Here is a 14,139-nt window from a genome sequence, read left to right as displayed (position 1 = left end):
GAGGCCCTGGCCAAACCGGGCCGCGACCCCCGCGATGATTTACCCAAACCTTTGCTGCGCCAGGACGTGCTTAAAATGGAAGACCTGCGCGAAGGGATGGTGCTGGCCGGCACGGTGCGCAACGTGGTTGATTTTGGCGCGTTTGTGGATATTGGGGTTAAGCAGGATGGACTGGTGCACATTAGCCAGTTGGCCGACCGTTACATAAAAAACCCGTTTGAAGTGGTGAAGGTGGGCGACGTGGTGAAGGTGAAGGTGATGAGTGTGGACGTTCAGCGCGGGCGCGTTGGCTTGAGTATGAAAGAGGTTTAATAATGGCCTGAGAACGGATGGCAAATCTCAGGGTGTTTTTCTGAAATGTCATTTTGAGGAACGCAGCAACGAGAAATCTTCTCCCAAAGGTAGGGGGTTAAGGAGATTTCTCGGCCTCACGGCCTACTAATGACATGCCGGTGTATGCAAAAAAACCGTTGCCTGATGATTGGCCGGTTGTAGGGAAATTGACCATCTACAGCGGCTGAGTTATGCTACACTACAGCGACTTAATTTTTTATGCAACAAGGCGCTGGATTTGCTTTTTTTTAAACACGCCAAAACAAAAATCAAACGTTGGCCCAGAATCCTCCTCATTATTTTGGGGATTGGCTTGGGCGCGGGCATTTTTCTTTGCCTGTGGCCCTGGCTGGTAAGCAAGTATTACCACCGTCTCATCTACGCGCCGGATGACGTTCCGCCGGAGCGGGTGGCCATTGTGTTTGGGGCCAGAATATACAAAGATGGCCGGCTGAGCGCGATGTTGCTGGATCGAGTAGAAACAGCCGTGCAGTTGTATGAGGCCGGAAAAGTGGATAAATTGCTTTTAAGCGGCGACAACCGTTTTGCCGATTACGACGAACCGGGGCGAATGATGGACTATGCCCTCAGTAGAGGCGTGCCCGCCGAAAATATTCAGCCCGACTACGCGGGACGGCGCACTTACGATACCTGCTACCGGGCCAAAGCTATTTTCCGGCTTGACTCGGCGGTATTGGTGACGCAGAATTTTCACCTGCCGCGGGCCTTGTTCACCTGCCGCAATTTGGGGGTGGAGGCCGTGGGGGTAAACGCGGACTTGCGAACCTACCATCCGCTTTCCGTCCGGTGGTCCAAAACCCGCGAGTTTCTGGCCACCGTCAACGCCCTCTTTGACGTTATCCGGCAAAAACCGGCGCCCGTATTGGGCGAGCCGATCCCCCTCAATTAAGAGGCGTCACTGTTTGGGCGCCATCCTTCGGCTTCACTCAAGACAAGCAAAAAGATTCCTCGCTATCGCTCGGAGCAACATGACGATAAAGGGGGTAACAACCTGGATGATTTAACGGCTTCCCCGCCGGGCCAGCCAAATTCCGGCCAGCACAACCAGGCCGCCCAGGGCCTGCCAGGGGCCTAAACCCTCCGCCAGAATAAACCAGGCCAAAAAAGCCGCCACCACCGGCTGCAACAACAACGTGACCGCGGAAAAGGAGGCGGGCAAATGGGCCAGCGCATAAGCAATCAAACCCTGGCCGCTCACCTGAGAAACCAGGGCCATGCCAATTAAAATAGCCCAACCCTGAAGCGTGAACGCCACTAAATGCTCGCCGGAGACAAAGGCAAAAACTAAAAAGGCGCTGCTGCTGGTCACGCCGCCCCAGGTCATAATGGTGGCGGCGGAAAAGTGGTTCCGTAGTTGTTTCACGGTGAGCAGGTAACACCCATAAAACATGGCCGACACCAAACCCAATATATCGCCCAGTAAATTTTGGGAGCCTAGCGAAAAACTCTGGCCAATGAGCATGATCGCGCCGGCCAGGGCCAGGACCAACCCCAATAGAAACATTCGCTTAAAGCGTTCGCCAAATAACAACCAGGCGGCCAGGGTGACAAAAATGGGGGCAAAATTGGTCAACAAAGTGGCGTTGGCCACAGTGGTCAAAATGAGCGACCAATGCCACACGGCCAGATCGAAGGCGTAAAACAGGCCGGCCACCGCCAGCCAGCGATAACCGATGGCGCGAGAGTGGGGCCCGGGTGGAGTGGTATGCTGCCTCTCAACATTCAGTACCAGCCAAAATACAGGCACGGCCAGGGCCACGCGCCAAAAGGCGGTGGCGCTGGGGCCAAGCTCGCTCAAGCGCACAAAAACAGGGGCAAAGCCTGTTGCCACTGCGCCGGTGACCAATGCCCCCAGGGCTGCGCGCCCCAGATTTGGTTTGGGCATAGAAATTGCGGGATTAATGTTACTCATCAGCCCCTGCTCAATCCGGTTTCTCCAATTCAAATTCCTGGTGAATCACCCGGACAGCCTTATCCGCCTCGCCCTTGGCCACCACCAATGAAATATTGAACTCGCTGCTGCCCTGGGCAATGGCAATCACATTCACCTTTTCCCGGCCCATCGCCCCAAACAAGCGCCCGCTGACCCCGGGGGTGCCTTTCATTCCCGCCCCCACTACCGCCAGAATCACGGTGTCATCTTCCACCTTAATCCGGTCAAAATCGCGCCGCTCGATCTCGCGGGCCAATTCATTTTCCAGTGAGGCAACCACTTTGGGTACATCAGATGTTGGGACCACAAAACAAATGGCCTGCTCCGACGAGGCCTGGCTGATCATCAAAATATTGGTATCGGTGCGGGCCACAGCGGTAAAGGTGCGGCCGGCCACGCCGGGGATACCGGCCATGCCCTGGCCTTCCAGGCTAATCAAGCTCATATTTTTGATAGCGGTGACGGCCTTAACGGTTTTGGTAGACTCTTTGGCTTCGGCGGTGATAAGGGTGCCGGGGTGGTCAGGCGCAAAGGTGTTGAGGATACGCACCGGAATATTGGCCCGCCGGGCCGGGCGGATGGCCTGAGAATGGAGCACTTTGGCCCCAAAATAAGATAACTCGCTCACCTCGGCATAAGACAGGTATGTGATGGGGTGCGCCTCCGGCACTACGCGCGGGTCGGCCGTCATCACGCCGTTAACGTCGGTCCAAATCCACACCTCATCGGCGCCCAGGGCGCGGCCCAGAATGGTGGCCGAATAATCGCTGCCGCCGCGGCCCAGGGTGGTTTGCACGCCGTCTGCGGTGGCCCCAATAAAGCCAGTGACCACCGCCACTTTGCCCTTAGCCAAAACGGGGCGCAAGCCCGCCTGCGCCTTTTGCCCGGTTTGCTCAATCAATGGCACGGCAGAGCCAAAACGATTATCCGTTACAATCAGGTCGGTGGCCGGGATGTCTTGCGCCGGCACGCCCGCGTGGCTCAGAATGGCGGCCACCTGAGGCGCGCTCATCCGTTCGCCCAGGCCCCCAATCACGTCCAGGGCGCGCGGGGTCAATTCACCCAATACGTTGATGCCGTGGCATAAGGCCGTGAATTCGGCCAGCAGGGCGTTGATGCGGGTTAGCATCACTTGCCGTTCAGAATTTTTTTCTAAAAAATGGTACAGGGCCTCGGTGTGTTTTTGGGCAATTTGCGTCCGCGCCTGGCCGGCGCCCTCTTCGTGGCCGGCTGCGGCGGCATAGGCCGCATTGAGCAGCAAGTCGGTTACGCCGCTCATGGCCGAAACCACAACCACCAACTGATGGCCTTGGGCCTTCGCCTTTTTCACAATTTCAACCACTTTTTCTAAAGCCTGGACACTCCCCACCGAAGTGCCGCCAAATTTCATTACAATCAGCAAGGTTCAGGTCCCCCTTACGCAAAAAAATACGGTATCTACACCGGCAGATACCGTATAGTACTCATTGTTAGCCAAACGGCAAAAACTATCCGTTCAAATCAGGCTTCCAAACGCATGGTCGAAAGGCGGATGGCCGCTTCAATCCGCAATCGCAATTCCTCAATATCAAAGGGTTTGGTGATGATGTCGTTGACTCCCACCTCCAGGGCCTCCAGCCGGGCGCGGCGCTCGTTAAGATGGAGCAGCATGACGATGGGAATGTGGCCGGTCAGGGTGTCGTCCAATAAATCCCGGCAAATCTGATAAGGGTCTGTCCCGGTAAACTCGTCGCTGATGAGAATAACGTTGGGTTGCCAGGGACGGCACACTTTTAAGATTTCGTCGGCAGCCTCCACTGCCCGAATCTCGTAGCCGTTGTTTTTGAAGTATATCTCTAACGACGCCCGAATGTCGTGATCGGGTTCGGCGATGAGAAGGCGAGGGTTTGATATGCCCACTAAAAAAACCTCTTCTATGGCACTAACTCACTTTGCTGACTTTGAGTATGCGCCAGGTTAAGGCATTTTGCCATAGGAGAATGGTCATAACAAATTGAAGCGCCGCTATCTGGCCACGCTGAGATATTTTTCGCCGCCGTCGGGGAAAACCGTCACAATCACGCTGTCTTCCTCAAGGGTTTTGGCTAATTGAATTGAGGCCCAGGCGGCGGCCCCGGCGGAGTAGCCTACAAACAAACCCTCTTCCAGGGCCAGGCGGCGGGCCATCTCGCGGGTCTCGTTGGGGCGGACGGCAATTTTGCGGTCAGGGAAGTGGGGGTCGTAGATTTGAGGCACGATGCTGGTTTCCATGTGTTTCAAACCTTCAATAACGCCCAATTCGTCTGCCGGTTCCACCGCCATCACCTGGATATTGGCGTTAAATCCTTTCAAACGCCGGCCTGTGCCCATCAAGGTTCCGCCGGTGCCAATGCCGGCCAAAAAGTGGGTTACGGCGCCCCCGGTCTGCTGCCAAATTTCCACGCCGGTGGTATGAAAGTGCGCCTGCCAGTTGACCAGGTTGTTGTACTGGTCGGGCCGGAAGTAGCGTTCCGGGTTTTGAGCCAGCATCTCGTTGGCCGTGCGAATGGAACCGTCAATGCCTGCCAGGGGGTCGGTGAGCACCAACTCTGCGCCGTAGGCAAGCAAGATGTCTTTGCGTTCCTGGCTGGCGTTGGCGGGCATTACCAGGGTGACTTTGTAGCCTTTGGCCGCGCCAATCATGGCCAGGGCAATGCCGGTATTGCCAGAGGTGGCCTCGACGATGGTTTTAGCCGGGGTCAGTAAACCCGTTCTTTCCCCGTCTTCAATCATGGCCAGGGCGGGCCGGGCCTTTACCGAGCCGCCGGCATTAAACCATTCCGCCTTGGCAAAAATCACCACCCTGGGCGAGATTCCCTCGGCGCAGGCCAGGCGATGCAGAGGTAACAAGGGGGTGTGGCCAATGCGGGCTAACAAACTATCACCCAGGGGCCGGGGTTCGGCCGGCCGTTTGGTGACAAAGGCAGTTTTTGTTTGCGTTTTTTCCATTGTTTCTATAAAGGCCATGATGGCCTCCTTTTTTGTCTGAACCCTAAATATTGCGGGCCTTAAAAACAAAAAACTCACCGTACACCTGACGATGAGCCTGCTCAGTAAGATTAATATTAAATTATTGACCGCTATGGCCGGCTAAACAAATCAATTGTAATCGCAGGTCTGCTTGAGAGTCTCATCGTCGTTGCCACACGGCGATGCGGGCTACCGTAGCCACCCACTCTCTCCTGTTGAGAGCGGGGCTACCGCGCCCGCTTCATACATGTACAACAATTTTTTCCCGGGATTACAATTGAATCGGTCATAATCTTCTGGAGGATGAAATGTTTTGATTGTAAATAATCTTACCTGCTTACGCCCTTTTGGGCAAATCAAAAGAGGGTGTTGGATTTTGGGGCAAGTTTTATTCCTCTCTGTTCCCCCGTTAACGGAGGGATTTAAGGGGTAAACACATTTCTAAATTTTTAGAAAAAACCCAGTAGGGTAGGGTCTTCCATCATTTCGGGGTGCCACTGCTCGGCTAAAACCTCAACCTTAACTTCATCCCCAACCGCGTATTCAGCCATCTCTTTGATCTGGCCTACCATCCAGGGGCCGTAAGGGCAAAAGGGCGTGGTCAACACCATTTTAACATGAACCGGCGTGCTTTCCAGATCAATCTCTCTGATCAAACCCAAAGTGACCACGTCAAGATGGAGTTCGGGGTCCATCACTCCGCGCAGGGCTTCTCGCACCGATTCTTCGGTTACACCATTCTCTTCGGTAACTTCATTATTAACGGTTTCTTCAGACATCATTCCTCCTCGTACAAGATAAGATAACGGGCCAAATGTCACCTTTGGTGAACAGGCTTTTTGATTACTGATCGGCCTGCAACTTTATTCTTTTGGCGCAATGAGAATATCGTCGCCCGCAACTTTAACTTCGTACAACGGCACCGGCGCAAAGGCGGGCATGGTCTGCTGGCCGGTTTTAACGTTAAAACGCGCCCCATGTCGCGGGCACACAATCCACTCGCCGTCCAGCTCGCCTTCCACCAGAGGGCCGTTATCGTGGGTGCATACATCGGAGATGGCATAAAACTTTCCGTCAAGGTTGAACAGGCCCACGTCGTCGTCTTCGTATTCAACCAGCATCTTTTGGCCGGGCGCCAGGTCCGATGTTTGGGCTACTTTAATGAATTCAGCCATTTTCCCCCTTCCCTACCAGTCGTCATCTTCGGTGTTCCAATCCTCTTCGCGCAGGCCGTAAACCCCGGCTTTAAGCACTTTGAGCGAGAGCAGGGCGCACTTCATGCGCACCGGGCCAATTTCAATGCCCAGCGCCTCTAAAATATCCTCTTTACCAATTTGTTTGGCCTCTTCCAGAGTTTTGCCCTGGATCATTTCGGTGAGCATGCTGGCGCTGGCCTGGCTGATGGCGCAGCCTTTGCCCTGAAAGGCCACCTGGTCAATAACATTGTTTTCATCAACGTGCAGGTCAATACGAATCACATCGCCACACAGTGGATTATCCTCCTGGTGAGAATGGGTTGGATTTTCCAGCGTGCCGGCATGGCGTGGGTGGCGATAATGGTCCAGTATGTTTTCCCGGTAAAAGTCGTCCATAATGTTTAGAATTAGGTTTAGATTAGGTTTAGATAATCCAGATTAGCCTAACAATTCTCTGGTTTTATCCAGCGCCTCGGCCAGGCGGTCTACTTCTTCCGGCAGATTATAAATGTAAAAACTGGCCCGGGTGGTGGCCTGGAGGCCCAATCTGGCATGGAGCGGCATAGTGCAATGATGACCGGCCCGCACGGCAATGCCTTCCCTATCCAGCACCGCCGCCACGTCGTGCGGATGGATGTTGCCCAGAGTAAAAGCCACGGCCCCACCGCGAGAGGTGGGGGCATGCGGGCCGTAGATACGCAGGCCTTCCACCTGGCCTAACCGGGCCAGGGCGTAAGTGGTCAGCGCAATCTCGTGCTGCCGAACGTGGTGCATACCCAAATTATTCAAATAATCCACGGCATACCCCAGCCCAATGGCCTCGGCAATGGAGGGCGTGCCTGCCTCAAATTTCCAGGGCAAATCGTTCCAGTCGGCCTCCTCAAAAGTGACCCGCTTGATCATGTCGCCGCCGCTCATAAAGGGCGGCATCTGGGCCAGGATTTCTTTACGCCCCCACAATACGCCAATGCCGGTTGGCCCCAACATTTTGTGTCCGGAAAAAGCCAGAAAGTCGCAATCAAAGGCCTGCACGTCGGTGGGCATGTGGGGCACGGCCTGCGCCCCATCCAGCAGCAGCAACGCCCCTATTGCGTGCGCTTTTTGCCCAATTTCGCCAACGGGGGTGATGGTGCCCAGGGTATTGCTCATTTGCGTAATTGTAACCAGTTTGACGGCGGGAGTCAACAACTCCTCAAAAGCGGCCATGTTCAAACAACCCCGTTCGTCTATGGGGATATATTTGACCGTGGCCCCGGTGCGGGCGGCCAACTGCTGCCAGGGGACGATGTTGGCGTGATGCTCCATTTCGCTGGTCAAAATGACATCCCCGGCTTTGATGTTGGTTTGTCCCCAGGTGTAGGCCACCAGGTTGATGCTCTCGGTGGCATTGCGGGTAAAAATTATCTCGCGCCAACTGCGGGCGTTGATGAAACGGCCCACTTTTTTGCGGGCCGTTTCGTAGGCTACCGAGGCTTTTTCGCTAAGCTGATAAATGCCGCGATGCACGTTGGCATTGTACTCGCGGTAAAAGGTGTTCATGGCCTCAATGACAGAAAGCGGTTTCTGCGAACTGGCCGAATTATCCAGATAAACCAGCGGCTTGCCATTGGCTTTTTGCTGCAAGATGGGAAAATCTTGCCGAATGGCATGAACATTAAACATAAGGTGTTGGCTCCTGGTAGGCAGGTGACACGTTTACAACTCTACTATGAAACGCCTTGTTTTACAAACTGGCGGTTTATCATTGGATTATAAGGTAAGCAGGGACGCAGCAACAGCCTTTTGCTGTCGCCATGCGTTCCCTGCTTCCTTAGACCAGGCCGGATTTTTCCCGGTGAAAGCCGGATATTTCCCGGTGGAGATTTCAACAACATCGGCCGACTGACTATTGCTATTCCTCGAGCCGTTTCTTTTAGCCCTCATCATCAGCGCCCCCAAAGATCTCCACAACCTGCGTCTAACACAAAAACCTCACCCCCATATTGTGTTTGGAAACGAGAAGAGTTTAATCGCCAATTTTGGCGGAAACCGCATTGAACAGTTTTTGCCGCACGCGCTCGTTGTACATCCGGTCGAACACTTTGTAGAAAAAGCCCTCGACCACCATCCGCACCGCGGTGTTGCGCGGAATGCCCCGGCTCATCAGGTAAAAAACGTACTCTTCCTCAATCTTACTCACCGTGGCTCCGTGCGAGGCCCGCACGTCGTTGGCGTCAATTTCCAGGCTGGGGATGGAGTCGGAGCGGGCGGAGCGGTCCAGGAGCAAGTTTTCGTTTTTTAAATACGAGTTGGTCTGCTGGCCGGACGGCTCAATTTTAATCAGCCCGGTAAATACGCTGCGGCTTTTGTCTTTGAGCGCGCCGTGCAGCAACAAGTCGCCGGTGGTGGCCAGGCCGAAGTGATGGATCAGGCAATCGAGATCAAGATGTTGTTTGCCTTCCATAAAGTAGACGCCGTTGAACTCCATGGTTGAGCCATCGCCCGGCAGCAGGCTGTTGTAATAGCTCTTGGTCAAACGTCCCCCCAGTTGGCCGGTTTCCCAGATCACGGTGCTGTCGTTTTGACTCACCGAGCATTTGACGTTGAAATTATAAACATCCTGGCCCCAACGCTGTACATCCACATGCCGAATTTGCGCCCCTGCCAGGGTATAAATTTCGGTAACGCCGGCATTGAGGGCCTGGCCGTGTTGGCCGCAAGAAATGTTTTCTTCAATATAAGTGGCGCTGGCAAAGCGGTCGGCCACCAGCAACGCGCGCGGGAAGATAGCGCTGCCTTCACCGTCAAGAATGTAAGCTACCTGAAATGGTTTTTCCACCTCCACCTCTTTGGGCAGGTAAAGAAAGACCCCCCCCTGCCACAGGGCGCTGTTGAGCGCGGCAAATTTGCTATTTGAGGGCGGTACGGCCTCGGCCCCCAGATATTTTTCTACCAGGGCGGGATGTTTGGCCACGGCGGTGGAGAGATCGGAAAAAATAACTCCCTGGGCCGCCACGTCCGGGTCAAGCTCATAATAAACAGGCCGGCCGTTGGCAATGATCAACCGCCCGGCGGCGGGATATTCTTGCTCTACGGCGTCGCGCATATCTTCCGGCAGATCGGCCAGGTTATTGATCTGTTGCCCTACACATTCCAGCACCGACGGGTCGGCCAATTTGAATTTTTCCCACTTGATCTTGCGCAAATCGGTGCGCCGCCAATCCTCGTCGGCGGTGGTAGGCATAGGCGTTTCTTCAAAAACGGCCCAACTGATGCGGCGTTTCTGGCGCAGCCACTCCGGCTCGTTGAACTTGGCCGAAATGGCTTCAACCTCCTTGAGCGAAAAAACGCCGGCCGCCAATAGTTTGTCTTTTGTTTTGGGGGTAGTGGTTAAAGTTGTCATTAGCCCACCGAGCCTTCCATTTCCATTTCAATGAGGCGATTCAATTCCAGGGCGTATTCCATAGGCAGTTCCTTCACAATTGGCTCAATGAAGCCGCTGACAATCATATTGGCCGCCTGGCCTTCGGGAATGCCGCGGCTCATCAGGTAAAAGAGCTGCTCCTCCGACACTTTGGAAACGCTGGCTTCGTGGCCGATGCTTACGTCCTGCTCTTCAATTTCGATGTAGGGAAACGTGTCTGTAGCGGACTCCTCATCCAGAATCAGGGCATCGCAAACCACGTTGCTTTTGGCGTTGGTGGCGCCGGGCGCCACTTTCACCAAACCGCGATAGGTGGTGCGTCCCCCGTTTTTGCTGATTGACTTGCTGGTGATCACCGAACTGGTATCGGGCGCGGCGTGCACAATTTTGGCCCCCGCGTCTTGCAACTGGCCACGGCCGGCAAAAGCAATGGACAGCACTTCGCCATGCGCGCCGGGTTCCATGAGCCAGACTGCCGGATATTTCATCGTCAGCTTTGAGCCAAGATTCCCATCTACCCATTCCATGGTGGCGTTGCGATAAGCCTGGGCGCGTTTGGTGACCAGGTTATAAACGTTGTGGCTCCAGTTTTGGATAGTGGAGTAACGACAGCGGCCATTTTCTTTAACAATGATCTCCACTACCGCGCTGTGCAGGCTGTCGCTGGAGTAGGTGGGCGCGGTACAACCTTCTACGTAATGCACGTAGGCCCCTTCATCCACAATAATCAGGGTGCGCTCAAACTGGCCCATATTCTGGGCATTGATGCGAAAGTAGGCTTGCAAGGGCAGGTCAATGTGCACGCCGGGCGGCACGTAAATAAAACTGCCGCCGGACCAAACTGCGGTATTTAGCGCGGCAAATTTGTTGTCCTCCGGTGGAATGACCGTGGTAAAATACGCTTTGACAATATCGGGATGCTCGCGCAAGCCCGCATCCATATCCAAAAAGATAACGCCTTTCTTTTCCAGGTCTTCCAGAAGGTTGTGATACACCACCTCGCTCTCGTACTGCGCCCCTACCCCGGCCAGAAACTTCTGCTCGGCTTCGGGGATGCCCAGGCGATCAAAGGTGTTTTTGATGTCTGCGGGCACATCGTCCCAGGAGTTGAAGGCTTTTTGGGCGTCAATGGGTTTGATGTAGTAATAGATGTCGTCAAAATTAAGCTCATTGAGCATACCGCGCCCGCCCCATTGGGGCATGGGGCGCTCCATAAAATGGCGATAGCCGCGCAGCCGGAAATCGAGCATCCATTTTGGTTCTTGTTTCATCCACGAAATTTCGCGGACAATGTCCTCGTCCAGACCTTTGCGGGCTTTGAAGGCGTAATTTTCGGGAACGCTAAAACCGTATTTGTAATCGTCTAAATTAACATCAAATGTTTGAGCCATAAGTCTCTCCTATTTACGATTTTGGATTTACGATTTACGGTTGAGTCCAACACCCGTAAATCTGAAATCGTAAATTATGTTAACCCCGTTCCTTTAGAATATTATCGTAACCTTCCTGCTCCAGTTTTTCGGCCAGGTCCGGGCCGCCGGATTCGATAATCTGGCCGTTGTACATCACGTGCACAAAATCCGGTTTGATGTAGTTCAAAATGCGCTGGTAGTGGGTGATAACAATAAAACCGCGTTCCGGGCCGGTAAGGGCGTTGACGCCTTCAGACACAATCCGCAGGGCGTCAATGTCCAGGCCGGAGTCGGTTTCATCCAGGATGACAAATCTGGGTTCCAGCAGGGCCATTTGCAAAATTTCGGCCCGCTTTTTCTCGCCGCCGGAGAAACCTTCATTCAGATAACGGCGGGCAAAGCTTTTATCAATTTTCAATAAGTCCATTTTTTCGCCCAACAGCTTGCGAAACTCCGCAATGGGCATCCCCTGGCCGTTGCCGCCCTTCATCGCGTTGACCGCTGTGCGCAGAAAGTTGGCCATGCTGATGCCGGGAATAGCCGTGGGATATTGGAAGGCCAAAAACAGGCCCATCCGGGCGCGCTCATCTGGAGCCAGTTCCAACAGGTTAACGTTGTCCATCCACACCTCGCCCCCTTCCACCTCGTATTTGGGATGGCCGGCCAGGGCATAGGCCATGGTGCTTTTGCCGGAGCCGTTTGGCCCCATGATGGCGTGGATTTCGCCCTGTTTTACCTCAAGGTTTAAGTCCTGGAGAATGAGTTTATCTTCAATGCTAACCCGTAGATTTTTAATAGATAATGAAGACATGGTTGGAATACCCTTCCTTAAAAAACCGTATTGCATCTGGCATAGATTCTTACCAAAATACGCAATACTTTATTTATAATTTTTTACTCTTTAAGAATTGTCCAACATTGTAGCATACCATTTTTACTTTGTCAACTATTTTGTTATTAAATATTGCAAAGTTCAGAAAGATGTGTTATAATTCTGATGATTAAAGTTGGATTGAGGATAAATTTATGGCAATAGGAACCGAAAGGGCGGCTCTATTATACAAACAAATGCCCGTTACGCGGCGGCGTATTTTGCACTTGTTCAAAGAAAACGGCGAGTTAACCGCCGACCAATTGGCCAAGCTGCTGGATATCAGCACGGTGGCGGTGCGTCGCCATTTGACCCGATTGGAACGTGATAATTTGGTAACTTATGAAGAGATGCGGCGCGGCATGGGGCGGCCCAGTTTTGTTTACCGGCTGGGCGAGGCAGCCTCCAGCTACTTTCCGCGCGGGTACGATGAGTTGGCCGTAACCGTGTTAAAAACCATTGAAGATTTGTACGGCCGGGAGGCCGTTGACGCCGTTTTCCGCATGCGGTCGGAGCACCTGCTGGAGAAATATCGGCAAAAGGTCAACGGCCAAAGCCTGCCGGTCAGGCTGGAGCAATTGGTGAAACTGCGTGAAGCCGATGGATATATGTCAACCTGGAAACTCAATGCGGACGGCACGTATACCCTGCGGGAGACCAATTGCCCCATTGTCCATGTGGCCGAGAACTGCGGCTCGGCTTGTGATTACGACCACGCCCTTTTAACCAATTTACTAAAGGCCAATGTTGTTCGCATCAGCCATCTGGCCAGCGGCGACAGCGCTTGCTGCTATCAGGTTCGGCCCAAACCCAACAGCGAGCAATAGACAAGAGGCGGTTTTTGGGTTATACTCTCAAAGCAGGCCCATCTTCCCTAAAAACAACCTTCAGGAGCAAACCTTATGACGAGCGTAACTAAAGAGCAAGTGTTGGCCGCCCTCAGCCGCGTTATTGAACCGGAACTGCACAAAGACCTGGTTACCCTGAACATGGTGGAAAATATAAAAATTGACGGCGGCAACGTGACTTTCACCATTATGCTAACCACCCCGGCCTGCCCGCTCAAAAATCGCATAGAAGCCGAATCTACCGAAGCCGTTATGGCCGTGCCCGGCGTGGAAACCGTTGCCGTTGATTTTGACGCCCGCGTGCCGCAGGATGCCCGCCTGATGGGCCAGATGGACATTGGCGTGCGCAATGCCATTGCGGTGGCCTCCGGCAAAGGCGGGGTGGGTAAAAGCACCATCGCCGCCAACCTGGCCATCAGCCTGGCCCAAGAGGGGGCTAAAGTGGGCTTGCTGGATGCCGATATTTATGGCCCCAACATTCCTATTATGATGGGCGTGCACGACCGTCCCCGGGGCGGGCCAAATAATAAAATTTCCCCGCTGGAAGCCTACGGTGTAAAACTGATGAGTATGGGTTTTCTGGTCCCGCCGGAGCAAGCCGTTATCTGGCGCGGCCCAATGATCCACAGCGCGTTGCGCCAATTTTTGCAGGATGTGGACTGGAACGACCTGGACTATTTAGTGGTTGATCTGCCGCCCGGCACCGGCGACGCCAGCCTCAGCCTGGCCCAGAGTTTGAGCCTGACCGGCGCTATCATTGTCACCACGCCGCAGCAGGTGGCTTTAAGCGACGTGGTGCGGGGCGTCAAAATGTTTGAGCAGCTTAACGTGCCCATCCTGGGCGTGGTAGAGAATATGAGTTACTTTGTGGCCCCCGATACCGGCGCCCGGTACGATATTTTTGGCCACGGCGGCGGGGCGGCGATGGCCGCCAAAATTGGCATTGAGTTTTTGGGCGAAATCCCGCTGGAGCCTGAAATCCGCATAGGGGGGGATGAAGGCCAGCCGATTGTGGTGCGCCAACCGGATGCGGCAGCGGCGCAGGCCATCAAGGCAGTGGCCCAAAAAGTGGCCGCCGCCGTGAGCGTGCAGAACCTTACCCAGTCCCCCCAGTTTGAAGACAATCCGGCTTGA

The 14,139-nt window shown here is 54.1% G+C and carries 15 protein-coding genes; 4 read left to right on the top strand and 11 right to left on the bottom strand.

Features of this window, described 5'->3' with window-relative positions; translation table 11 throughout:
* A partial coding sequence (locus JW953_00400) for a S1 RNA-binding domain-containing protein (GenBank protein MBN1991133.1) occupies positions 1–312 on the top strand: 312 nt, incomplete at its 5' end.
* Between the two features lie 289 nt (positions 313–601).
* Entirely contained in the window at positions 602–1,243 is a 642-nt protein-coding gene (locus JW953_00395; GenBank protein MBN1991132.1) for a YdcF family protein, read from the top strand.
* Between the two features lie 111 nt (positions 1,244–1,354).
* Here JW953_00395 and JW953_00390 read toward each other — a convergent pair whose 3' ends face one another.
* The 11 genes from JW953_00390 to sufC all read right to left on the bottom strand — a co-directional run bounded on the left by JW953_00390 (position 1,355) and on the right by sufC (position 12,097).
* Positions 1,355–2,266, bottom strand: a complete 912-nt coding sequence (locus JW953_00390; GenBank protein ID MBN1991131.1) for a DMT family transporter — start codon at positions 2,264–2,266, stop codon at positions 1,355–1,357.
* Positions 2,267–2,276: 10 nt separating this feature from the next.
* Positions 2,277–3,689 carry an aspartate kinase gene (locus JW953_00385; GenBank protein ID MBN1991130.1) on the bottom strand — a complete coding sequence of 471 codons (1,413 nt, stop codon included), beginning with the start codon at positions 3,687–3,689 and terminating at the stop codon, positions 2,277–2,279.
* 98 nt (positions 3,690–3,787) lie between these two features.
* Positions 3,788–4,186, bottom strand: a complete 399-nt coding sequence (locus JW953_00380) for a response regulator transcription factor (protein ID MBN1991129.1) — start codon at positions 4,184–4,186, stop codon at positions 3,788–3,790.
* 105 nt (positions 4,187–4,291) lie between these two features.
* Entirely contained in the window at positions 4,292–5,254 is a 963-nt protein-coding gene (locus tag JW953_00375; GenBank protein MBN1991128.1) for a cysteine synthase, read from the bottom strand.
* Between the two features lie 470 nt (positions 5,255–5,724).
* A complete protein-coding gene (locus JW953_00370; protein MBN1991127.1) occupies positions 5,725–6,057 on the bottom strand; it encodes a metal-sulfur cluster assembly factor in 333 nt (110 codons plus the stop codon).
* Positions 6,058–6,138: 81 nt separating this feature from the next.
* Complete coding sequence (locus tag JW953_00365) at positions 6,139–6,450, bottom strand: non-heme iron oxygenase ferredoxin subunit (GenBank protein ID MBN1991126.1); 312 nt, start codon at positions 6,448–6,450, stop codon at positions 6,139–6,141.
* 12 nt (positions 6,451–6,462) lie between these two features.
* Entirely contained in the window at positions 6,463–6,867 is a 405-nt protein-coding gene (locus JW953_00360) for an SUF system NifU family Fe-S cluster assembly protein (protein ID MBN1991125.1), read from the bottom strand.
* A gap of 42 nt (positions 6,868–6,909) precedes the next feature.
* A complete protein-coding gene (locus JW953_00355) occupies positions 6,910–8,133 on the bottom strand; it encodes a cysteine desulfurase (GenBank protein ID MBN1991124.1) in 1,224 nt (407 codons plus the stop codon).
* 343 nt (positions 8,134–8,476) lie between these two features.
* A complete protein-coding gene (gene sufD, locus JW953_00350) occupies positions 8,477–9,853 on the bottom strand; it encodes a Fe-S cluster assembly protein SufD (GenBank protein ID MBN1991123.1) in 1,377 nt (458 codons plus the stop codon).
* Positions 9,853–11,265 carry a Fe-S cluster assembly protein SufB gene (gene sufB, locus JW953_00345; protein ID MBN1991122.1) on the bottom strand — a complete coding sequence of 471 codons (1,413 nt, stop codon included), beginning with the start codon at positions 11,263–11,265 and terminating at the stop codon, positions 9,853–9,855. Before sufB ends, sufD begins: the two co-directional genes overlap by 1 nt.
* Before the next feature lie 79 nt (positions 11,266–11,344).
* Entirely contained in the window at positions 11,345–12,097 is a 753-nt protein-coding gene (gene sufC, locus JW953_00340; GenBank protein ID MBN1991121.1) for a Fe-S cluster assembly ATPase SufC, read from the bottom strand.
* A 215-nt stretch (positions 12,098–12,312) separates the two neighbouring features.
* Here sufC and JW953_00335 point away from each other — a divergent pair, with 215 nt between their 5' ends.
* Positions 12,313–12,984: a transcriptional regulator gene (locus JW953_00335; protein MBN1991120.1), complete on the top strand. Its 672-nt coding sequence runs from the start codon at positions 12,313–12,315 to the stop codon at positions 12,982–12,984.
* Between the two features lie 75 nt (positions 12,985–13,059).
* Positions 13,060–14,139 (top strand): Mrp/NBP35 family ATP-binding protein, encoded by a 1,080-nt coding sequence (locus JW953_00330; protein ID MBN1991119.1) that lies wholly within the window; start codon positions 13,060–13,062, stop codon positions 14,137–14,139.

It is taken from the genome of Anaerolineae bacterium (assembly GCA_016931895.1).
In the GTDB taxonomy this organism is placed as follows: domain Bacteria; phylum Chloroflexota; class Anaerolineae; order 4572-78; family J111; genus JAFGNV01.
This window is presented reverse-complemented; position numbering and strand designations above follow the sequence as displayed.

Coding starts and splice junctions, on each gene's coding strand:
- JW953_00390 (MBN1991131.1), bottom strand. CDS start 2,266: ATGAGTAACATTAATCCCGCAATTTCTATGCCCAAACCAAATCTGGGG.
- JW953_00375 (MBN1991128.1), bottom strand. CDS start 5,254: ATGGAAAAAACGCAAACAAAAACTGCCTTTGTCACCAAACGGCCGGCC.
- JW953_00370 (MBN1991127.1), bottom strand. CDS start 6,057: ATGATGTCTGAAGAAACCGTTAATAATGAAGTTACCGAAGAGAATGGT.
- JW953_00365 (MBN1991126.1), bottom strand. CDS start 6,450: ATGGCTGAATTCATTAAAGTAGCCCAAACATCGGACCTGGCGCCCGGC.
- JW953_00360 (MBN1991125.1), bottom strand. CDS start 6,867: ATGGACGACTTTTACCGGGAAAACATACTGGACCATTATCGCCACCCA.
- JW953_00355 (MBN1991124.1), bottom strand. CDS start 8,133: ATGTTTAATGTTCATGCCATTCGGCAAGATTTTCCCATCTTGCAGCAA.
- sufD (MBN1991123.1), bottom strand. CDS start 9,853: ATGACAACTTTAACCACTACCCCCAAAACAAAAGACAAACTATTGGCG.
- sufB (MBN1991122.1), bottom strand. CDS start 11,265: ATGGCTCAAACATTTGATGTTAATTTAGACGATTACAAATACGGTTTT.
- sufC (MBN1991121.1), bottom strand. CDS start 12,097: ATGTCTTCATTATCTATTAAAAATCTACGGGTTAGCATTGAAGATAAA.
- JW953_00335 (MBN1991120.1), top strand. CDS start 12,313: ATGGCAATAGGAACCGAAAGGGCGGCTCTATTATACAAACAAATGCCC.
- JW953_00330 (MBN1991119.1), top strand. CDS start 13,060: ATGACGAGCGTAACTAAAGAGCAAGTGTTGGCCGCCCTCAGCCGCGTT.